Genomic DNA, 21,048 nt, shown 5'->3' with positions numbered 1-21,048 from the left:
GTTTCACTCATGTTCATTGTCTCCTTCATTCTACAAAGATATGTCAACCGCCGCCGACAAAATGGACGATCTCCACGCGGTCGCCGTCACTTAGCCATGTCACATCATACGTACCGCGTTCAATAATTTCCTTGTTTAACTCCACTACCAATATTTTGTTCTCCAGCTTGAACGCCGCTAGCATTTCAGCTACCGTCGAAGCGTCGTCTACTTCTCTTGGCTCTCCGTTCACGATGAGTTGCATCCGCTCACCTCCCCTGACTTCCATTCATTACAAAAAAAGCCAACCCAGAGCGGGTTGACATCATGAGCAAATGCCTTACAACAATTCGTAATCATTCGGCCACTTCCCTACGCTGGCATGATCCAGTCGTAATCCGCGTCTTGCAGACTACCGTACTCAGGTTCCAAGGGTCAAAGAATACGCCTCTTTTTCTCAGCCTCGCTAGATTGAAGCTCCCCCAGTGGTTATTCAATTGTTGACATTATATCATAAACTTTGGCTCTTGACATCCTTATAACGAAGCTCAAGCACAGATAGTTCGGGATCAATCGTAAAAAAGACCTCTTTGGCAAGTGATTTTTTGACCAGCTTGCCCATCAAAAGCGGAAGCTCTGCTTTCACTTCCGCAAGCTTAGGCACCTGCTGCAGCTCCTGAAGGCTCCAAACTTCCTCCCTGCTCGCAAGCAAATCAATCAGCAGCTTGCAGCAGTTCTCCATTTTGGACATCACGGAAAATTCGCTCGCCAGTAAAACCAACTGCACCCGCTGTTTTAACGTTTCCTTGCTTAAAGTGAGCTCTTCATACAATTTGTAAACACCGGGATTAATGGTTCTCACTTGACGCCAGACGGTAACCTCAGGATGACTCCCAGATTCAATAATAACGATCCGTGCCCAATGGTGCAGTGCTTCGAGAATATTATGATAAGCGTCCAGGAAGTGCTCGTTCAGTATGTATTCTTTGCTCCGTAGGTAGCACCGCAAAAACTTGGAGAACTCAATAAGCAGTTTGCGCTCTCGCAGCTCATGCGGGAATTCAAGTACCTTATGCCGCAGGCTCTCCAAATAAGTATTTTGATCCAAAAGTATCTCTCCTTTTAAGACCCAATAAATCAAGTTACGGTGTTCTCCATGCAGGATCCATTGCTCCAGCACATCCGGACTAATCCATCTTTCTTGTATACGAAGGTTGTCTTTTATATAATGAATTTGTTGATAAGTGCGTTCATTGTCATGGCTGACGACAAGAAGCAGAATGTCAAACCCGTCTGTGACGGAACAGAACATAGAAGGGTTATCTACGACCAGCACGCTGATAACTGCTTCATCCTGCCGGAGTCTCTCCACCCAATACTGTTTTACTGATTCCATTGAAGTAAGCCTCCTGACTGTGAGCACATGAATCAATTAATGCAATATTTATGTTTATTTCTACATTGAATCTCAGTTTCCTGCCAAAGTTTTGTTACAAAACTCACATAATTATTAATGCGAAAGAAGTGACGTACATGAAGCTCAAATCAAGTAAGGTAAATGAATTTCGATTATGGGGGCTGCTGCTGACATTGGGCGGGATGCTGCTCATGATTACCGGACTTGCGGGTATCGTTTTTGAATGGGGAAAAGCGGGACGCATCCTTGCGGCAACGAGTATGGTTCTCGGCGGAATCTCCATGCTGGTCAGTATGGCCATTTATTTCACTGCGGGCATGATGTCAACAAGCGCCACGGCGTTGGAGTGTCCTGAATGCGGAAAGCATACCAAAATGCTGGGTAAAACAGACCGCTGCATGTACTGCAAAACGATTTTATCGTTTGACCCCAAGCACGCTCCCGTTGAAAAACAAGATGGTACAGCCGATTCTTCAAACAGCAAAAATGAAACGACCTCTACATCTTAAGAATAGGAAAAAGAACTGGCTTTGCCACGCAGCATGCGTAGGGCAAAGCCAGTTCTTTTTTATTGCTTCGTTTCCAGTACCGAATGAATCCAGCCCCAAACCTGCGGATTCTCAAAGCCCCGGCGCCAGGAAGCGACACCACCCAAATTGTATTTGTTCACCAGGGCAATCCTCGTTTTAACAGAGGTTTCATCCTCGATCCAAATTTTTTTGAGCTTCCCGTCTTCCTCGTATTCGATATAGTTTTGTCCAGTTTCTTCGGAGAAAACCGGTGTAAGGTTCTTTTCCTTAATCACTCTTTGCGGCCTATCCATGAACACAGCCCTAGAGCTTACGTTCGTTTGGCCGTCCTTCACTTCCTCTGTCCATTCCCTTGTATAAAACGGAATGCCAAGAATAAGCTTCGACGGAGGGATCTCATCCTCCTCAAGAAGTCCTATAATCGACCGCTCCACCCAAGGCAGAGATGCCACGGAACCAGCCTTAGGACTACTCGCCCAATGCTCGTCATATGCCATCAGCATCATATAATCAATCGACTCAATGAGTGCTTTACGGTCATAGAAGAGAGACCACATCTCGCTGTTTGATCTTGGCGTAACATCCATCGAGATGATAAGACCCTGCTCATGCATAAGCGGTGTCATTTCGCGAACGAATTGAACGAGGTTTTGTTTATCCTTCAGATACACGTTCTCAAAATCGATATTAATGCCTTCTAGCGAATACATCTGCGCAAAAGCTAGCAGCTGCTTGATCATCGTCATTCGTTTATCGTAAGTGAATAACGCTTCCGTAGTCCTTTTCGGATCAAACCCGTTGCTGAACAACGCCCAAACTTGATAACCCTGCTCATGCGCCCATTTGACATAGGCTGGGTCTGCCAAGTTATTCAAATTCCCTTCACCGTCCTCCAGATGAAACCAAGTAGGGCTGACGACACCTACACCCGGCATCGGAGGAATTTTGGATGTATCGGGATTTTTGGTGATAACGTGCTCCCAAGTCAAATTAATTTTCCCACTGATCTGCTGCTTTGGAACGAACTTGGCTTTGAGCTTTTTCTTGGGAATCATCTCCTCCTGATCAGGAATCAGATGTTCTTTAAGAATATAACCCATATACCCACTCTGCAGCTGTACGCGCAGCCATTGTTCTTGTTCCCCCCAAACCATTACCCTCTCGTCCTGCTTCAGATCGACTAAGATCGGTGCTTTAATCGAGGAATCCCGACGCATGGGTATCGTCCTGTCCGGCTTGTCAGAATAGGAAAGCGTCTTGTACCAACGTATGATATCGCCTTCCTTAAACATAAGCACTGCCCCTGTATCCTCGGACTCACGCAGTTCGATCTCATACAAGTCCTTTAACGGATCGATGGGAAGGTACAGCTTACTGTCTTTTTGTTCGAGCGGGAATCGGAGTTTGAAGGGCTTCTCATTCAGCATTCCCGTTAGCTCGCTTGTTCGCAGCCGCACAACCTTATCTCGCGTCGTTATAATCGTAGATTCGGATGATTGCTCATATATCAAGGATGGATCGATATGCTCTTTAACCATATCAAAAGGGAGCTTCAAGCTTTCCTTTTGCCCGATTGCCGGTTCATCCAGCATCACACCTTGATAGAACACCGGTTTTGAATTACCTTCGAAGATCGGCTTTTCATGCTTTGAACTCGGCACATATACCGACCAATAGTAAAGGCCGACGACGATACCGCACATCACGGCGAACGTCATAAGCAGAAGGGACAGCTTACGATTTGCTCTGCGACGCGGACTTCCTCCTCGTCCGTTTGGTGCTTTCATGGTTTCACTCCCGTATCAACATGTTGAAAAAAGAAAAGGACGCATTCGTCCACCGACAGGCGGAAACCGAACACGTCCATTATACCTTAAACCTATTAAACTATCATGTCGGTTGCATAGCGCAATCCGAACATACGCCGTATACTTCGACTCGGTGACTCTTTACACGAAAACCGGTCATTTGTCCAGCCGCCTGCTCCAAATCGTTCAACGGCTTGTAGGCAAAATCAACCAGCTTGCCGCAATGCTCACACAACGCATGATAATGATCGGACAAGTCGGCATCGAACCTGCTGGAATGATCGCCGTACGTCATCTCCCGCACCAGCCCCACCTCGATAAACACCTTGAGGTTATTGTATACCGTAGCTACACTCATGCTGGGAAAACGCGGAGATAGTGCCTTATAAATATCATCCGCCGTAGGATGAATCATCGTATCGAGCAAATAAGACAAGATGGCATGGCGCTGCGGAGTCATCCGGACGCCCATCGTCTTCAGTTTATTTAACGCTTGTTCTAGAGAATGATTCATGGTGTTCACCACCCAACTCGTGGAAATTATATCTCTTTATTCTAATCGCAAGTCAGGCAAATTGTCAATTCATCATTTGAATCGAAAGCGATCCATTCGTTTCCAGACGGATTCGATGCGTACCGGCTCCGATGGTTCCTGAGATCGTATCTTTCTGAATGCTCAGCGGCAGGTTTGTTTCAATAACGCCTTCATTGCCTTCCCCCTCGATTCGGTAGTCGCCGCCTGACGGAAGCTTCAAGTCGATCTTTCCGTGGGACGTCTCGACATCCCAGTCTCCATCCACCGTTCGGCTGGAAATATCTACGGAGCCGTTACTCGTATGCGCCTTAAGCCCTCTCAGTGACCCATCAATCACGATCGCCCCATTGGAAGTTTCCGCTTGAATCGTCCCCGACGTATTCATTGCCCGAATTTCTCCGTTCGTGGATTCCATAACCGCATCGCCTTCATGGTTAGTTAATTCAATTCGTCCATTTGACGTTTCTAAAGTCAAGCTGCCTGCCGTCTGACTTGCACTGATCAGACCATTGGAAGTTTTAAAACGCAATTCACCCTTCAGTTCAGATATTCGGATCTCGCCGTTCGTAGTCTCCCCAGTCAAACGTTCCTTTATCGGGAGCCGTGAAGCACTGATTTTACCATTTCCCAGCCGCATCTCCAGATTGACCTCCTGCTTCTCAGGCAGGGTAACCACCAGATCCACCCGAGGTTTGCGGCTTCCAAAGTAAGAGCCTGAATATTCTTTAGCGACGGCTTGAAGTTCGAGCGTATTGCCGCTTTCGCTAAATTCCAGCCTCGACTCGTCGGCAATCGTCTTGGCCTCGTTCTCATTCTCCGCTTTCACAATAACACTAAGCTCTACCTGCACTTGGTCGACTTGACCCGGACGCAGAACGACATTCCCCGACGGGTTAATGATTCGGATATTCTCCGTGCTAGCGGAAAGCGGAATTGCTGTCTTCTCCTTATCAAATCGGCGACCTTCCGAAGTCATTGAATCAATAGCTTCCGAAATATTGAATTCCTCGAATTTTTTCATGAAATTGGTGGTTTGTGTACTCACAATGACAACAGCTGAGATCATGACGGCAAAGATAACGCCCACCAAATCCAGTTTCAACTGGCGCTCACTGTTTCTGTATTTCATATTTAACGAAATATATTCGACGCCCAAAAAGATGAATAGCAGCGGCCACCACTCTATAAGTGCCACGGTGTAGCTCGTACTCATCATCCTGTCGGCAATCACAGCACCGCCGACCAGCACGAGCAGAAGCGCCGCCGTATAGCGACCTGCTTTATGCATAAGTGTCTCCCCTTACTTTTTCATGGATTCCTTAAAGAACATGTAGACTCCAACGGCAATCAGAATAACAGCGCCGATCGATGAGCCTAAGAAATCAAACACTCGATCAAGCCAAGCCGGCTTACCATTCACGAGAAAAAGGAGTGCTCCAGCAGCAATCAATACGTAACCGAACCCATTCCCCCTAAGCTTTCGCTTCACGGGCTCCTCTCCCGGGAAGGTCATCCACTCTTCCGCCCGCCCATCCACTTCATAAGAAGAGCCGGAATAATTAACCTTGTCCGTTTGCTGCAGCGCATCAAAAATATTATAGAAATAAATAACAGGTACAAGCAGTGAGAACAAAACGATGAGTGGAATGCTTGTCGCCCCGTTCGTAGCAAAGAAAACAATAGCAAAAATATCGACAATCAACAGCAGCATAATGCTCATGCCGCGCTGCATAAGACCCAGGTAGAGCTGACCCGTACCGGGGATCACAAGGGAAAGAATACCGGCGATCCATTTATTTTTACGGGGCATTCGGTGATCATAGAACGGGTCATACGGCTGCTGCCTGCGGGCTTGCCCGTAGCGCTCCATCCTCTCCCGCAAAAAAGCGTCTTCTTGATCGTCATCATGGATATTCGGACCTTTCGACTGATCCTGATCCTGCATCGGTGTACTCCTCCTTAGGACAGCAAATTCCGTGAAACTGCTTCGACGGCCTGGAATAATTGGATGGCACCGGTACGTAAACCAGCCTCAAGCCGGATCGCATCAAGGGTTATCAATTTCCCTACGATGCCGGTTGAAATAAATAAATACGTTGCAGCTGTAGCGACAAGCCCGTTGACCAATTCAGAGCGCCAGTAGGAGCGCCGCTTGTGGTTTGATGAAATTCGACCGGCATCCATCCCGGAAACGGCCGTTTGCGCAGCACCCTCGATCACAGACATCACCCGATGCGTCAGATCGCTCGGAGCTTGCAGGACAGGGAGCTCCTCCAAATCCGTTTCCATATCAAGAAATTCAGAAATTCTCCTTCGGCAGGCGGAGCAAGTCTTGAGATGAGTCGAGATTCGTCGACTTTCCTTCCCGGAGCTTCTTCTATTCAGATATCGTTGCAGCTCTTGATCGTTCAGATGCATGATAACCATGACCCCGCACCTCGAGCCATTTTTCTTTCAGCAGTGCTTTCCCTCGATATAACCTCGTCTCAATCGTTTTGACCGGCAACCCGATAGCCTCCGATATTTCCTGATACGTCAGATGTTTATAATGGTAAAGAATCATAATAGACCTGTATTTCTCAGGCAGGCCGGCAAGCAATGTCGGCATCGTTTGCTGATCTTCCTTCTGAACTGCACGTGCTTCCGGTTCGTGCTTTCGGTCGCCGAACCAGCTCTTGACTTTGTCTAAAACCGCTTCATATGGCCTTCGGCTCCGGGAATGCCGGTAATCGGAAACCAAATTAACAGTGAGCCTGTACATCCAGTCTTCAGCTGAGAATCTCCGTGAAAACGGTCCAACGAACGATAAAGCTTGATAAAAACCTCCTGAGTCAGATCCTCGGCGGTTTCGCGATGCTCAACCATACGGTAAATCAGTGTATAAATATAGTCCTTGTTGTTCCATCAGCACTCGATATGCTTCATGATCGCCTTGAAGAACCAACTCGACCAACTGTTCATCCGTCATGATTTCCACCGTTTCACCGCCTTGCTCCTTCATATTCAACCTCTTTGACGCGGCGTCTCCAATGAACCCTTCAATTTATTGTAAAAATTAATCACACGAAACAGAGCTTACTCCGTCCAAGCTCATCAGTTCTTCCACCGTTTGGGCCATCTTAATATCTTTGGCCAAGCGAAGCGTTAAAGTAATCTGGATCCGGTTCCCTTGTTCCCCGGGAATTTCTTCAACGGAAAGCTTTTGAATCGCATTACCTTGTTTGCTGAGCATAGCGACGACCCGTCCAAGCAGACTGGGACTATCTGTAGCCTCCAACTTCAAAAAGCGTAATTTCTTCGTATGGAAGTATTTTTGCTCGACGAGATTCAATAAAAAAAGGCTGATCAAAGCAAGCGCACAGGTAAGCCCCGCAGCATAATAAAAACCGGCGCCAACAGCAAGGCCAATGGCTGCGACAACCCACAAAGAAGCCGCCGTCGTAAGCCCGGTTATAGACTTACCAGTAAAAAGAATCGTACCCGCCCCTAAAAACCCGATGCCGCTAATCACTTGCGCCGCGAGTCGGGCAGGATCCAAACGTACGTTATCCAGCTTAGCGAATTCGGAAAACCCATACATAGATAACAGCATGATGAGTGTAGACCCAAGACATACGAGAATGTGAGTACGCAGTCCTGCCGCACGGTTGTTTTGTTCCCGTTCGATCCCAATGACTCCGCCTAACAATAAGGCTAACAGTAAACGAAGAGTGATATGCAGCGTATCAATTGTCCACGGATCATTCATAGACCGTCGCCTCCTCATGAATAATGAAGATTATTGTAACATGAAAGGACCGCTTCAGGAGACATTTACCAAAAAAATGCTAACCGCTTCACGGCCCAATATAATGAATTTAGACAGATAACCCTTTATACGAGCGGAAAACAAGGGTGAAAGGCAGGATACCAAATCATTACACGTATAATGCATCGTAAGAATCAACAATTATACCTCTCTATCTCCGGAGAAAATCTTATGGAAATACAAAAAGGCCCGGAGAACAGGCCTTTTCCTTAGTATTTACATATTGTGATAATCGGTGAAGCAGAACTTCAGCATTACAACATTTTCTGAAACTGCGTTAATGTGATCCCGGGAGCCAATAGCTGCATATGAAACGGTTCGTAGCCATGCTTATCATACAGCCCAACGGCGGGTGTATTGTTCGTACCCGTGTATACGATCATTTTCATGCCTGGCAGCGCGAATTGCTCGAGGTGCTTCAGAAGCTTGCTTGCGATACCGCGGCGGAAGCAGTCCGGATGCACCATCATGCGGCAAATGACGACCTCCTTGGGGCTCTGCTTACATGCCGCGGCACCATGGAGCTTGCTGCCTTCATAATAGCCGAAGAATGATTCCCCGGAATCCCGCAGGCTCTGCGGAGAATCAAACAGAGGAGGAATCTCATCAAAGCCGATCCGTTCCGCCTCCACCCGGTAAGCGGTTTGCTGCAGCAATAGGAAAGCAAGCACCTCCTGCATATCAGCCAAATCGATTGCACGAATCATGGATGCAGCCCCCTTATTATACATAAAAAAAGCGGTATGTCCCCCAATGTCCGACTCACAATTATGGGCCGGACAAAGGAGCATACCACTTGATTCACATTAACTGTTAAGGCGTTCGATTATCAGCTTGTTCACCAATCCAGGGTTGGCTTTGCCTTTGGTTTCCTTCATGACTTGTCCAACCAAGAACCCGACCGCTTTTTCTTTGCCCGCTTTAAAATCGGCAACCGATTGCGGGTTATTGCTTACAATCTGATCGACAACGGCTTTAATCGCCCCTTCGTCGCTGATTTGCACCAGACCCTGCTCTTCAACAATGGTCTGAGGATCTTTGCCGGTTTCCAGCATGGACTTGAATACGGTTTTAGCGATTTTGCTGCTGATCGTCCCCTTTTCCAAAAGGCCAATCATTTCTCCAAGACCTTTACCGGTAATTTTCACGTCGCCAAGCTCCAGGTTGTTTGCGTTCAAATACCCGAGCAGGTCTCCCATAATCCAGTTGGAAACCGCCTTAGCGTCTTTCGTAAAGTTCAAGCTTTCCTCGAAGAAATCAGCCACCTTGATGGAAGAGGTAATAACCTCCGCATCGTAGCTCGGCAGACCATATTCGTCCACGTAACGCTTTTTGCGCGCATCTGGCAGCTCAGGAATTGACGCAAGCACCCGTGCTTTCCACTCCTCGTCGATATGCATGGATACCAAGTCCGGGTCCGGGAAATAACGATAGTCGTGGGCCTGCTCTTTGCTGCGCATCGTCAGCGTCTTGCCCTGTGCCTCATCCCAGCGGCGCGTCTCTTGCACGACATTACCCCCGCCTTCGAGCACGTCAGCCTGTCTCCACTCCTCGTATTCCAGGCCGCGCTGTACGCCGCGGAACGAGTTCATGTTCTTGAGCTCGGCTTTCGTACCGAATTCCTTCTGTCCGAACGGCCGTAAACTAATGTTTGCGTCGCAGCGAAGGGACCCTTCCTCCATCTTCACGTCGGAAACGTCGCAGTACTGCATGATCGCCTTGATTTTCTCCAGGTAAGCCCGCGCTTCCTCGGGAGAGCGGAGATCCGGCTCGGATACGATTTCGATCAGCGGAGTGCCTACCCGGTTGTAGTCGGCAAGCGTAGCATAACCACCGTCCACGTGAGTAAGCTTGCCCGCATCTTCCTCCAAATGCACACGCGTAATGCCGATACGCTTCGTCTCGCCGTTCACTTCGATCTCGATCCAGCCATGCTCGCCCACAGGCTTGTCATACTGTGAAATCTGGTAAGCCTTAGGGGAGTCGGGGTAAAAATAGTTTTTTCGGTCAAATTTGCTTTCCGTTGCAACCTGGCAATTGAGCGCCATCGCTGCCTTCATGGCATATTCCACCGCCTGCTTGTTCAGCACGGGAAGCACGCCGGGATGTCCTAAACAAACCGGACACGTATGCGTGTTCGGCGGAGCTCCAAATGCGGTGGAGCAGCCGCAGAAAATTTTGGATTTCGTGTGCAGCTCTACGTGCACCTCAAGTCCTATGACCGTTTCGTATTTCTTATCGGTTGCTGCTGTCACTTAGGTTGCTCCTTTCTATTACAGCTGCGGACGCTGCTTGTGGAAGTCGGTGTGCTGCTCGTAAGCATGGGCTACGCGCAGAATCGTCGATTCATCGAGCGCTTTGCCGATGATTTGCAGACCAACCGGCAATCCGTCCGAGAACCCGCAAGGAATGCTGATCGCCGGAATGCCGGCCAGATTGACGGGGATCGTCAGGATATCGTTCAAATACATGGTCAACGGGTTGTCCGTCTGCGAACCGATCCGAAAAGCCGTTGTCGGAGCAGTCGGCCCAATTACCACGTCATATTTTTCAAACACTTGGTCGAAATCGCGTTTAATCAAAGTGCGCACTTTCTGCGCCTTCAAATAATATGCATCATAATAACCGGAGCTTAAAGCATAGGTGCCGAGCATGATTCGGCGCTTCACTTCATTTCCGAAACCTTCGCTGCGGGATTTAAGATAGACGTCCAGCAGGTTCTTCGGATTTTCGCCGCGTATACCATACCGTACTCCGTCGAAACGAGCCAGATTGGAGGACGCTTCCGAGGACGCCAAAAGATAATATGCGGCAACGGCATACTCTGAATGCGGCAGCGATACTTCTTCGACGACGGCTCCCAAGCCTTCAAACACTTTCAATGCCGTAAGCACGGCATCCTTCACCTTCGGATCAATCCCTTGACCAAGGTATTCCTTCGGCACGGCGATGCGCAGTCCCTGGACGTCTCCCGTCAAGGAGCCAATATAATCTGGAATATCCGTGTTTAGTGATGTCGAGTCCTTAGGGTCATGACCGGCAATCGCTTGAAGCAAGTAAGCACTGTCCTCGACGTTCTTGGTCAGCGGCCCAATTTGGTCGAGGGAGGAGGCGAATGCCACCAGACCATAACGAGACACCAGGCCGTATGTCGGCTTCATTCCAACAATGCCGCAATATGCTGCCGGCTGACGAATCGATCCCCCGGTATCTGAGCCAAGTGAAAAGTACACCTCGCCCGCCGCTACCGCCGCAGCGGAACCGCTGCTGGAGCCCCCCGGAACATGTTCGAGGTTCCAAGGGTTGTGCGTTGGATAAAAGCTCGAATTCTCACCCGAACCTCCCATGGCAAACTCGTCCATGTTCAGCTTGCCTACAGAGACGGCCTCTGCTTCCTTCAGCTTGCTCACAACGGTTGCATCATAGATCGGATTGTAATTGCTAAGAAATTGGCTCGCGCAAGTCGTCGTTACACCTTCGGTAACAATGTTGTCTTTCACACCGATAGGCAACCCGAAAAGCAGTCCGCGGGGATGCCCCTCTCCGGATTGCTCGTCCAAAGCTTTAGCCGCCTTCCGCGCGCTATCTTCATCCAGCTTAAGAAAAGCTTTCACCTTGCCGTCAACTGCAGCAATTCGTTTATACGATTCGTCCACCAGATCGGAGACGGTGATTTCTTTGGCATGAAGCTTGTTATGTAATTCTTGAAGACGTAAATTAAGCAAAGACAAGCGAAAATCCTCCCTTCGTAAATCTTACGTTATTCCAATACCGCCGGCACCTTGATATGTCCGTCTTCTTCATCCGGCGCGTTCAGCAGAACCTTCTCGATCGGCAAAGACGGCTTAACGGCATCCTCGCGCATGACGTTTACGAGCGGCATCGCATGGCTAGTCGGCTCGACACCGTCTGTATCCAGTTGATCCAACTGCTCTGCATATTTTAATATGGCATTCAATTGCTCGGTGAACCGCTCCTTCTCCTGATCCCCAAGTTCAAGTCTGGCCAATGCGGCTACGTGCTCCACATCCTTGATTGTGATACTCATTTCCTGCACCTCACTCTTCAGCAATCATTCTTTTTATTATAGCCTAGATGGTTTTTGAACTCAATTGTTTGTGAGCAGGTTATAGGCCGGGTAGGTAATAAATGATATAATAGAATCCACATTTTAGAACTAGAATAGGAGACTGAATTCATGAGTTGTTCTGGGTGCAGCCGGGTAGCTCCGATACAGGATCAAGGATGGTTGCTCGTTCAATCAACTGAACCTTCGATTGCGGAAAAGCTGCAGGAAACAAGCACATCGTTAATGATCATGCAAGAGAAAAAGGATTTAAGACTCTCCTTTCGCTACGATTCCAAAGAACAGCTGCTCGAATCTCTAAGCGCACTGCAAGCCGCTATCAGCGAAAAAGAGCAGGAGCTTGTAAAACTCCGCATTACCGAATCAGAGCGTCCACAAGATACAGCCGAGCTTTCGGACGCCGTCTCCTTCAAGCAATTTTTCGCACGGATGAAGCATCAGGATGTGGTTCGCATCATATTAGACGGACAGTTCACCAGCCATATGCAGCCGATTTTCGAGACGGCAACAGGAAAGATATTCGGTTATGAGTTTTTGCTGCGGGCCTCGGAAGACGGCCCTTTATTTAAACCTTTCGACCTGTTTACCGTCGCCCAGCAAACAGGTCTTCACTCGTTTCTCGACCGATCCGCACGAATCTCGGCCATTCAGACAAGCGCTCAGTATCTTCCCACCGGGTATAAGCGTTTCGTTAATTTTTTACCTTCATCCATTTATAATCCGAACTACTGCCTGACCCATACCTTCGCGGCGATCGAGCGCTTGTCGCTGGATCCGCAGGATTTTGTGTTTGAGGTGGTAGAGACCGAGAAAATTGCAGATATCACACACCTGCAAAATATTTTTGCCGTCTACCGTCAGCATGGGGTAAAGGTAGCGCTCGACGACGTAGGCTCCGGCTTTGCTACCTTGGGTGTCCTGTCGGCGCTTAGGCCAGATTATGTGAAAATCGACCGCGGGTTAACTGATCACTGTGATGAAGATGTCGAGAAGCAGCAAAAAATTCATGAAATCATCCGCCGAGCCGGCTCCTTCGGGGGCGTTGTACTGGCTGAGGGGATGGAACGCTCGGAGGAATGGGAGTATTGCAAGGCTTCTGGCATCCAGCTTGCCCAAGGCTATTTGCTTGGTAAACCTTCCCCCAGGCCGCTTCCGGATATGGAGAATTAACAAAAACGGTCAAGAAAATCACCTTCTGGCGGTGATTTTCTTGACCGTTTAGTTGTATCGGCGTTTCGTTCGCCGTTAAATCCACGCTTTCAAATGGATTTGTTTAATAAAGTCTTCGCTCGTCTGCACGTCCTTGTTCGTCTCGGCGACAGGCTCCTCCGAATCGCCATTCATAACGCGGCGGAACAGCTCTTCATTCTTCGTGGCAAGCGCATAATCGATCAGCGCCTCCCGCTCCACCCGGTCGACCTCCTGCTGCAGAAGCACTTCCTCCAGCTCGACATCCGCTCCAGGTACAAAATAATGCTTGTTCGCCTTAGGCACACGCACCACATAATCGAATACATTATCTGCATTGCGGTCATACGCAATGATATAGCCATATTCATCGATCGGCAAATTTTGTTCGAAACTGTCCCCGACAATATATACTTTTTGTCCTAACCGCAGCATGGACGTTCCCCCTCTTGATCCTACCGGCCCTTGCCTCTTGATTCATGTCTAAAATCCTATATGATAAATTTTTGATAGAATAGTAACGATGAGGTGTCCCATGAATCGTTATTGCACTGGTACCAGAAGCATTCAAATTAACCCTATTAATCTTATCACTTTTTTGGGGGCTAAGCAATTGCTAGTGAGAGTACGATCATTGTTCTATGATCATGCCACTATATAGAGCAGGAAGGCCGAATCATCCTTTAAGTGATCCCCAACAGCGTACATAAGCAAAGCGGGGAATTCGTCGCGAATTCCCCGCTTTTTCGGCCATTTAGTGCCGGATTTGGTTCACTATAACGTCGTATATGCTTCCAACGATGCTTATTGGCACCTCCGTTGTTTGCTCCAAACCGTTCGTCCAACGGACTCTGAACCGGAAAGTGTACTCCTCTCCGTTCTGCAGCAGTCGAGCGTGGTCTGTATTCAGCAATTGGCCCGTGAATCGAATGTCGTCACCCGAAGCAAGAAGAACATTCTCTCCCGTTTCCATGAGCGTTACATCCAGGTACTGGGGCTTCGTCGTGCTGACTCCGGTATCCGTTACCTGAGCGGACAGTTCAAACGCTTCTCCGGCCCAAAAATCCCCGGTCCCCCTCTGCTGCTGCGGATATTTTGCGTTCCAAGTCTGGCGGTAACTTTCCCACTCCGGCGTATGGTTTACCCATCCCGTAATATGCAAAGGAAGTGCGGCAAATGTGTATATTTGCGAGTAGGTTCCGCCGTTGCGATCGTCAAGGGATAAGCGAAGCGTGTAATTCCCTTGTTGAAGCGGTCCATAAGTGAAGGTTTGCCTTGCGCCGGAAGCCGCATCATCCCATTGCGCGATTTGAGTATAAGCCCCACCGTTAAAGCTTGCCTCGACGAGAACCCTCATGGCATCCCCGTCCGGGTCCGTCTGGCTAACCGTGAATGTTGGCCTATCATGTTCATAGATTGGTGTGAGGAATGTAAGGTTGCCTGTAGGCGAACGGTTGGTGTACATCCACCCTAAGGGAGACCAGGCCGATTCCGTATACTCGTCCCATATCTTCACCTTAACTTGAACTTTAATACCAGAAGGCAGGGGATGATGTACTTGATAGCTTCCATGACCAGTTCTTGTGTTTTGCAATATTTGTCCCGTATCTACAAGAACCGTTCCATTTTCTCTTGCAATAATCACTTGATACCTTGAGTAGCTCGTATCCGGATCCGGATCTGTCTGGTTCCAAGTAATAAGCGGCAGCACACCGCCTATGGATGGATACGCATAAGTCCCCGTAGGGAACGTTAAGTGAACTGCCGGCGCAAAGTTAATCCGGAACCATCCGATATTCGACCCATTGGACCATAGGAATCCATCGGAAACCATAACTTTCGCATACAGAAGAACACCATTAGGCAAGTCGCTATCCACCGTAAAATGCTTCGTTCCTGCTGGATCGTTCTGTGCTCTCGTCACATCGTAAACGATCGTTTCCGCACCATGTGAATGACGTTGAATGATCTGCAGCCTGAAACTTCGCAAACTCTGACCGTCAATATCATTTTGAATCCAAGACAGGGTTGGCTGACGCGTATTGATGATGTTCGGTGTCGTTTCATTCGCGCCATTGGGATACGTGAGCGTTGCTGTGGGCGGACTGTTCACCCGCATCCAACCGATGTTTGACCATTCGGACCAAGCTTCTCCGTCACTGACGCGAACTTGTACTTGAAGCTTCACTCCAACCGGCAGATCAATGGGTACGTTCCATGATGCCGAATTGCTGGTTGTCGATTGCGCTGCTTCTCCGCTTTCCGTATAGATTTGTCCGTTTTCATGCATCACCTTTACGTGATATCCCTGGAACACGGTCCCTGCGGTATCGTACTGATTCCATTGGATTTGCGGCTTGCTTGTAAATAAAAGACTTGGAGCCGCATTCGTTCCGTTCGGAAAGGTTAGTGTCGCTGTTGGCTTAGCATTTTGCGGGACATTACCGGCTGAAACCATGGTCTGACTTGCCGGTTGGGACCACGCCCCATATTCATCGCGCACGGACAAGAACACTTCATAGGTTCCAGCTTCGTCGGGCCTCGTCAATTTCCCTTCGACGTACACTCCTGATGGTTTAGCGTACCAATATTTTCGTTCAAAGACGCCACGATTGCTGGTGTATATCTTTCCTTCATCTGAAGAAGAAAACGTATGGGTCGCCGGATCGTAACGATCCGGGTCATAACTTGTATCATTCCAGTTGATTATGCCGCCAGAACCCGTTGAAAGCGTAAATTGTGCAATGGGCCTGCGGTGAACCGTGATCATCTGCTGGAATGGATTTGAGTTTTTCCGATATGAATCAAATGTCATATTTGGATATTTATACTGCGGTGCCGGGAATGGGTCGTCTTTGGCCCGAAGTGTTACTGCATACAGACCAACCTTATCAAAGGTCAAGCGTTCTGATGAAAAGGTTTGTCCATTGAGAGACGAAAGCCCCTGATGCTTCAAAAATTTAGGTGTATGCATATAATTCCATTGGTATGATCCAGCTATAGGGTCATTCTCCGGATCTGTAAAGGTAATATTGTTGTACCTTACTTCCGCGGTAGCCGTCCCTTCTTCCCAAATCACATAATTGGATAGCCATTGGATATCCTCACTGACGGCCTTACTTGAAATACCTCCAAAATCTACATAAGGCTTGTCCGTAAACGGCCCCATTTTGCCACTGGTGAAGGTAGTGTCCTGTACATCCGAAAAGACAGGGATACCGTTGAGCCATACGTCTATGCGGCTGCCGACTGCTTTAATACGGAAGCTATATGCTTGATTCGCTGCAAATGGATACCCCGCGCTGCGAAGCACGGTTAGATTACCTCCGACATAGCGGCTCAAATAGACCGTGTTCCCATCTGACTCCACCGCATACCGGTTCATCGGATCAAGCATCCGGAAAGAATACCCGGCCAGTTTCGTTTGACTAGCAGCCGGTTTCCTCAGTGTCATGGAAAAGGTAACTTGCATATGATCGGCGTCGACATCCGAGACAAACTGCCCAAGTTTGATGCCATTAAAGATTTCATTTGTTTGTGGCGTACCTACATCAAGAAACATGAACTTTTTTGATGCTTTGTTCCCTCCGACATTTCCACCATAGATGGATAAGTATTGACCGTCCCCGATGTATTGGCCGAATGTTTTGTCTATAGCATAATCCCGATTTGTTCCAGCGGCATTCCAGGATTCACCGATGATTTCATTGTGATGCCAATCGAACCAATCACAACTTCCGCTAGATGTGTACGTGCATCGCCCCGAAGGATACTGAGCATCTGTACGCATAAAGAAATTAGGGACAAATCGGTGGGCTGCTTCTTTAAGCGCAATACCCCAAACGGATTTACTTCCGGTGTTGATGTTTATGCGCTCATTAAATTCACCCTTTAACGTTGTTGAATCCACACGGAACGTGCGTGCAAACAAATCACCCGTAAAGGAATTAAGCGACATGATCCCCAAATTTTCTGACGGTATGGAGAATGGAGATTGCGAAGGGTAGTTAGTACTGTTTCCGCTTGTTCTCGCAAGAGGAGTAAAGGCGAATGTCTCCATATTCACCTTCATGACATACAACCCAACCGGCGTATCTGCATGGTTGTATTGGTTCAGATCTTTATTCGTGTCTCCACTCACTTGTCTGCACGTATTAAAGGCAAAGAAGTAAACATTCTCACTATCGTCCTTATAAAATTCTCTCTCTATGTTGGGTCGATAAGAACAATAATATGGCTGAGGAGTTGAATCACTAACAACATTGCCCATCCAATTCACATATGAATACGTGTACATGAAAGAAGCGGTAGGAAATGCTAGATTTCCATAGGTAACAACTTTCCCGTTTCTATCATATTCAATATAATCCATAGCGCCGTTATAATCATATCGGACGAAAACGATCATATTATCGCCTTTAGGCATAAGCTGAAACTGGTCACTAGCGCTTCTCGTTTTGATAAACATCGGGTTACTCGACACATTACTGTGCGATATATACGCTCCCGTATGTAAATCATACGTTACTGCCACGATATCTTGAGATCCAGAATAACCTTCATGATACCCACCTGGGGTAGCATAAATGCCATCTTCCCCATAAGCTTGATAGTAATACGAAGGACGATTGATTTTATAAATGACATAGAGAGTTTCCCCTGAAACCTCGTACTTTTGCACGGCTCCACCATTAACTGGAGTACTTGAAGATGCTCCGCTAAAATCACCGTTACTCGCCTTTGTACGGAAGTTTGGATCTCTGCTTTGATCGGAAGTCGTAAATACAGGGACATTAGTACGCGCCTGTTCAGGGAAAATGGTTACATCCAACATATAATCATAAGGACTCGGATCAAGCCATTTATGAACCAGCCGGCCTTGCGCTTGGCTTCCTTGTCCACCTGTTTCCATTAGAGCCGTATGCCTTGGAACTCTATGTTTATTGTAAGCATAGAAGTAAGTTTTCTTATAATAATCATCGATCTGATCAAAATACAAATGAGTTTCATTTGATCGCATCAATTTACCCATTTCAGCAGGAATTAACCCAGTATATGGTTGGTTAACATCCGTTGATCGTGGATAAGGTGTAAGAATCGGCTGTGACCTCGACAAGTCCCTAGTACTAGATATCATCCCTTTATATGGAGATATACTATTAGGCCCAAGCCCCGCATCTTGAAACGCTGTAAAAGTAATATACGGTCCGCTAGTCGAGTTGTTTTGTGCTTGACTGTTCCAATACTCGTACTGCTTTTCCATCCCCTTCCCTGCTCCTGCGGATAGAACTCCATTCTTAATGCTCCAAGCATAGGAACGGTTACTTAATGACTGGTTCGAGTTGACATGAAACAACGACCATCGGGATAAAATCGTACTGGCCGGGAATGCCTGGGGTGGATTCAAATCCGGCTGTTGATTTTTCCCATCCACTGTAAAGGATACTTCCGGAGCATCATTGAGAACATCCAGCATAAGACTCGCTTCCGGCTGTTCCCTTGTATCTCCACATTTTCCGTAATCTTCGCAAGCATAAGCGTAAAATAAGTACCTTCCAACCTTCATCGGCGTAAAGTCAAATCCGTTCATGCTACCCGTTAGCAATTGCCACGTATCATCAGCAAAACCGTTGTTATTGCTGTCGTATTTGTACTTGTACGACATGAAAACAACAATATCTCCATCCGGAGAGTATGACTGATTTGGAACATGAATCTTTTGATTCCTGATGCCAACGCTTGGAACCGGGATTTTTGCTATCGGCGGGAAGTCTGGATGGACCAGGATGCTGCATGTACTGGTTGATTTTGATTCAAGTCCGGAGCTGTCCGTAACTTTCTCCAAAGTGACCGTAGCGATGACATCCTGGAGCGTGCCATTCGGATATCTATCCAGCTTATTCGTCCACACATCTTTGGCATGGTCAATGGAGCGATTAGGAGGGCTCCAACTCTTGTTAGCATGAATAGATCCAACGGGTACAGGTCGGTTTTCTTTCACTTTTGCCGGTACGCTGCAGACCGGAATCGGATTCGGTTCCAATACGCTCATCCAAGCACTTCGCGTCGTTTCACCACCACGGCCGTCGCTACCCGTTACTTGAACGAAAAATTCACCTGCTTCATCGGCAAGAATCCTCCCATAATGTTCATCATTGAGAACATTGCCGTATTGCCCCCTCAAAATCTCCCCTACTTTTTTAATCCAAGGATCCGTATTCGTAAAAAAATGCCACTGATAAAAGATCGGATCATTATCCGGATCATACGGTCTTGGTGGCGTCGCATTCGGTTCATTAATGATGCGGACATTTACCATATCCCCGACTACGAAATACGGGGGCGGTTGCACACTTCTCCGATCGCCGTCATAGAACCATCCTGCCGTAAACACCGGAGGCTCGTTATTCGGATCTTCAATCACGTTGAGTGGCTTTTCATCGATCCAATCCGTATCTCCGCAATTCGTGGAGATTTTGAGAGTTATCCTATTCTCACCAACAAGTATGTAATCTCTATAGGCTGGATAGCTGTGAGTAGAAGATGTCATTTCCCCCATGACCTTCGGTGTAATCCACCAATCGCCATTCGTACGTGCGATCTTGTAATAATGTCCGTTATAGGTACAGCCGGCTGGAATTTCAAAATCCCTTGGAGTTAGCGTAAATGGTTCCCTGTATTTGATTGTCGATGGGGTAAGGTTGAATTTGCCCTTGATTCCAAAGCCAGGCGTAATGGTAACGTTCTTTTTATTATTATTCTCGTTTTCTTCAGCGATCTGGTTGTAATAGTCCACGTGTAGTATAAACTCTTGCGGCTGCACGCTTGGGAACGTATAAATGAACGTGTCGGAGATCGTTAATGAGCCAGAAAAATCGCTCCCTCGAAACGTATGACTGTATAATTGCGTTGCGTTCCTGAGAAACACCTTGACCACAAACGCGTCGTCCGGTTTTACAGCTTTACCTTGGGATCCGATCGTCAGCTGCAGGGTGGCAGGAACGCCGATTTCGGGTTGTCCGTTAAGCGATTTTATATCTTGCGCCACTAGATCAGGTTTGGATAAATCATACTCGATTTCAACGTATCCCTCGTATGTGTAGGTCAACGCTTTCCAGAATGTTCTCACTCCCATCAGATAGTTACGGTCATGACCATAAGGTGGGACGAGGGAGCTGGGGTTGATGTAGTAGTCACCATCAAAAAATTCTTGTGTACTAGCTTGTCTCAGGTCATTAGACAAATGCATGCGAACTTTAACATCACCTTTGCCTAATTCTTTTTTGGATTTACCCCAGTAAAAGGGGTTGGGTCTATTTTCATAATCATCTACAGGCCCTGCATCGTAAATTTCGATTGTGTTTTTGTCAATTTTTTCACTTTCTATTATCTTTCCGTTCGGCATGTTATTGACGTCATCTCTAGCAATCCTCCATACTTCTGGTGACCTTACAACATAATCGTGGGTAACAGCTGCCCCAACATAATTATCATTAGGCCTAAGATCAGGTCTACGATCTTCCGGCAATTTCGCGTTATCGTAGTTATATGCATATCTTAAATCCGTTCGATATTCGGAAACCGGAGTATAACTCGTATCGCTGTGTTTAATCCACCCCCAATTAGGGATATTTCCGGGGTATTTAGAATATGATCCTCCCTCGAAAGTTGATTCGTTTGAAAATTGCATTACATC

General features: G+C 47.6%; 18 protein-coding genes and 1 pseudogene (1 of these 19 running past the window's edge). 2 read left to right on the top strand and 17 right to left on the bottom strand.

What is annotated here, in order from left to right; translation table 11 throughout:
- From JOE45_RS20230 to JOE45_RS20220, 3 genes are all read right to left on the bottom strand, one after another.
- Positions 1 to 11 carry the start of a thiazole synthase gene (locus JOE45_RS20230; protein ID WP_210022627.1) on the bottom strand. Its footprint begins 763 nt before the window's first position, so 11 of the gene's 774 nt are visible here — the first part of the coding sequence; the start codon lies at positions 9 to 11; its stop codon lies beyond the left edge, outside the window.
- A gap of 32 nt (positions 12 to 43) precedes the next feature.
- Positions 44 to 244: a sulfur carrier protein ThiS gene (thiS, locus tag JOE45_RS20225; RefSeq protein WP_210022628.1), complete on the bottom strand. Its 201-nt coding sequence runs from the start codon at positions 242 to 244 to the stop codon at positions 44 to 46.
- A gap of 246 nt (positions 245 to 490) precedes the next feature.
- Positions 491 to 1,375 (bottom strand): nucleotidyltransferase-like protein, encoded by an 885-nt coding sequence (locus tag JOE45_RS20220; RefSeq protein WP_210022629.1) that lies wholly within the window; start codon positions 1,373 to 1,375, stop codon positions 491 to 493.
- Between the two features lie 137 nt (positions 1,376 to 1,512).
- Here JOE45_RS20220 and JOE45_RS20215 point away from each other — a divergent pair, with 137 nt between their 5' ends.
- Positions 1,513 to 1,905: a DUF2614 family zinc ribbon-containing protein gene (locus tag JOE45_RS20215; protein ID WP_210022630.1), complete on the top strand. Its 393-nt coding sequence runs from the start codon at positions 1,513 to 1,515 to the stop codon at positions 1,903 to 1,905.
- A gap of 59 nt (positions 1,906 to 1,964) precedes the next feature.
- On the opposite strand, the gene JOE45_RS20210 is transcribed toward JOE45_RS20215, so the two are convergent.
- The 12 genes and pseudogenes from JOE45_RS20210 to gatC form a co-directional block, all read right to left on the bottom strand.
- On the bottom strand, positions 1,965 to 3,713 hold the full coding sequence (locus JOE45_RS20210; protein WP_210022631.1) for a glycosyl hydrolase family 18 protein: 1,749 nt from the start codon (positions 3,711 to 3,713) through the stop codon (positions 1,965 to 1,967).
- A gap of 103 nt (positions 3,714 to 3,816) precedes the next feature.
- Positions 3,817 to 4,248 (bottom strand): Fur family transcriptional regulator, encoded by a 432-nt coding sequence (perR, locus tag JOE45_RS20205; protein ID WP_210022632.1) that lies wholly within the window; start codon positions 4,246 to 4,248, stop codon positions 3,817 to 3,819.
- 64 nt (positions 4,249 to 4,312) lie between these two features.
- The gene (locus JOE45_RS20200; RefSeq protein WP_210022633.1) at positions 4,313 to 5,557 is read right to left on the bottom strand and encodes a DUF4097 family beta strand repeat-containing protein; all 1,245 of its coding nucleotides are present in this window, start codon (positions 5,555 to 5,557) and stop codon (positions 4,313 to 4,315) included.
- A gap of 12 nt (positions 5,558 to 5,569) precedes the next feature.
- Entirely contained in the window at positions 5,570 to 6,214 is a 645-nt protein-coding gene (locus tag JOE45_RS20195; RefSeq protein WP_210022634.1) for a hypothetical protein, read from the bottom strand.
- Positions 6,215 to 6,228: 14 nt separating this feature from the next.
- A complete protein-coding gene (locus tag JOE45_RS20190) occupies positions 6,229 to 6,696 on the bottom strand; it encodes an anti-sigma factor family protein (RefSeq protein WP_210022635.1) in 468 nt (155 codons plus the stop codon).
- A pseudogene (locus tag JOE45_RS23670) lies at positions 6,647 to 7,042 on the bottom strand (RNA polymerase sigma factor); the annotation flags it as partial. The gene JOE45_RS20190 and the pseudogene JOE45_RS23670, both read right to left, overlap by 50 nt.
- 84 nt (positions 7,043 to 7,126) lie before the next feature.
- Positions 7,127 to 7,270, bottom strand: a complete 144-nt coding sequence (locus JOE45_RS23660; protein WP_245247091.1) for a hypothetical protein — start codon at positions 7,268 to 7,270, stop codon at positions 7,127 to 7,129.
- Positions 7,271 to 7,324: 54 nt separating this feature from the next.
- Entirely contained in the window at positions 7,325 to 8,017 is a 693-nt protein-coding gene (locus JOE45_RS20180; protein ID WP_210022636.1) for an MgtC/SapB family protein, read from the bottom strand.
- Positions 8,018 to 8,331: 314 nt separating this feature from the next.
- Positions 8,332 to 8,784, bottom strand: a complete 453-nt coding sequence (locus JOE45_RS20175; RefSeq protein ID WP_210022637.1) for a GNAT family N-acetyltransferase — start codon at positions 8,782 to 8,784, stop codon at positions 8,332 to 8,334.
- A gap of 99 nt (positions 8,785 to 8,883) precedes the next feature.
- Entirely contained in the window at positions 8,884 to 10,332 is a 1,449-nt protein-coding gene (gene gatB, locus JOE45_RS20170; protein WP_210022638.1) for an Asp-tRNA(Asn)/Glu-tRNA(Gln) amidotransferase subunit GatB, read from the bottom strand.
- An 18-nt stretch (positions 10,333 to 10,350) separates the two neighbouring features.
- A complete protein-coding gene (gatA, locus tag JOE45_RS20165; RefSeq protein ID WP_210022639.1) occupies positions 10,351 to 11,808 on the bottom strand; it encodes an Asp-tRNA(Asn)/Glu-tRNA(Gln) amidotransferase subunit GatA in 1,458 nt (485 codons plus the stop codon).
- Positions 11,809 to 11,837: 29 nt separating this feature from the next.
- Positions 11,838 to 12,125: an Asp-tRNA(Asn)/Glu-tRNA(Gln) amidotransferase subunit GatC gene (gatC, locus tag JOE45_RS20160; RefSeq protein WP_210022640.1), complete on the bottom strand. Its 288-nt coding sequence runs from the start codon at positions 12,123 to 12,125 to the stop codon at positions 11,838 to 11,840.
- Between the two features lie 150 nt (positions 12,126 to 12,275).
- Between gatC and JOE45_RS20155 the strand changes: the two genes are divergently transcribed.
- Positions 12,276 to 13,334, top strand: a complete 1,059-nt coding sequence (locus JOE45_RS20155) for an EAL domain-containing protein (protein WP_210022641.1) — start codon at positions 12,276 to 12,278, stop codon at positions 13,332 to 13,334.
- Positions 13,335 to 13,409: 75 nt separating this feature from the next.
- Here the strand turns inward: JOE45_RS20155 and JOE45_RS20150 are convergent, their stop codons facing one another.
- Positions 13,410 to 13,787 carry an ATPase gene (locus JOE45_RS20150; RefSeq protein WP_210022642.1) on the bottom strand — a complete coding sequence of 126 codons (378 nt, stop codon included), beginning with the start codon at positions 13,785 to 13,787 and terminating at the stop codon, positions 13,410 to 13,412.
- A 319-nt stretch (positions 13,788 to 14,106) separates the two neighbouring features.
- Positions 14,107 to 20,757 carry a glycoside hydrolase family 78 protein gene (locus tag JOE45_RS20145; RefSeq protein WP_210022643.1) on the bottom strand — a complete coding sequence of 2,217 codons (6,651 nt, stop codon included), beginning with the start codon at positions 20,755 to 20,757 and terminating at the stop codon, positions 14,107 to 14,109.
- Between the last annotated feature and the right edge of the window lie 291 nt (positions 20,758 to 21,048).

The sequence above is a fragment of the Paenibacillus sp. PvR098 genome (assembly GCF_017833255.1).
Classification (GTDB): Bacteria; Bacillota; Bacilli; order Paenibacillales; family NBRC-103111; genus Paenibacillus_G.
Note: the sequence above shows the minus strand (reverse complement) of the source record. Positions and strands in the feature narration are given on the sequence as shown.

Coding starts and splice junctions, on each gene's coding strand:
- thiS (WP_210022628.1), bottom strand. CDS start 244: ATGCAACTCATCGTGAACGGAGAGCCAAGAGAAGTAGACGACGCTTCG.
- JOE45_RS20220 (WP_210022629.1), bottom strand. CDS start 1,375: ATGGAATCAGTAAAACAGTATTGGGTGGAGAGACTCCGGCAGGATGAA.
- JOE45_RS20215 (WP_210022630.1), top strand. CDS start 1,513: ATGAAGCTCAAATCAAGTAAGGTAAATGAATTTCGATTATGGGGGCTG.
- JOE45_RS20210 (WP_210022631.1), bottom strand. CDS start 3,713: ATGAAAGCACCAAACGGACGAGGAGGAAGTCCGCGTCGCAGAGCAAAT.
- perR (WP_210022632.1), bottom strand. CDS start 4,248: ATGAATCATTCTCTAGAACAAGCGTTAAATAAACTGAAGACGATGGGC.
- JOE45_RS20200 (WP_210022633.1), bottom strand. CDS start 5,557: ATGCATAAAGCAGGTCGCTATACGGCGGCGCTTCTGCTCGTGCTGGTC.
- JOE45_RS20195 (WP_210022634.1), bottom strand. CDS start 6,214: ATGCAGGATCAGGATCAGTCGAAAGGTCCGAATATCCATGATGACGAT.
- JOE45_RS20190 (WP_210022635.1), bottom strand. CDS start 6,696: ATGGTTATCATGCATCTGAACGATCAAGAGCTGCAACGATATCTGAAT.
- JOE45_RS23660 (WP_245247091.1), bottom strand. CDS start 7,270: ATGAAGGAGCAAGGCGGTGAAACGGTGGAAATCATGACGGATGAACAG.
- JOE45_RS20180 (WP_210022636.1), bottom strand. CDS start 8,017: ATGAATGATCCGTGGACAATTGATACGCTGCATATCACTCTTCGTTTA.
- JOE45_RS20175 (WP_210022637.1), bottom strand. CDS start 8,784: ATGATTCGTGCAATCGATTTGGCTGATATGCAGGAGGTGCTTGCTTTC.
- gatC (WP_210022640.1), bottom strand. CDS start 12,125: ATGAGTATCACAATCAAGGATGTGGAGCACGTAGCCGCATTGGCCAGA.
- JOE45_RS20155 (WP_210022641.1), top strand. CDS start 12,276: ATGAGTTGTTCTGGGTGCAGCCGGGTAGCTCCGATACAGGATCAAGGA.
- JOE45_RS20150 (WP_210022642.1), bottom strand. CDS start 13,787: ATGCTGCGGTTAGGACAAAAAGTATATATTGTCGGGGACAGTTTCGAA.
- JOE45_RS20145 (WP_210022643.1), bottom strand. CDS start 20,757: ATGCCGAACGGAAAGATAATAGAAAGTGAAAAAATTGACAAAAACACA.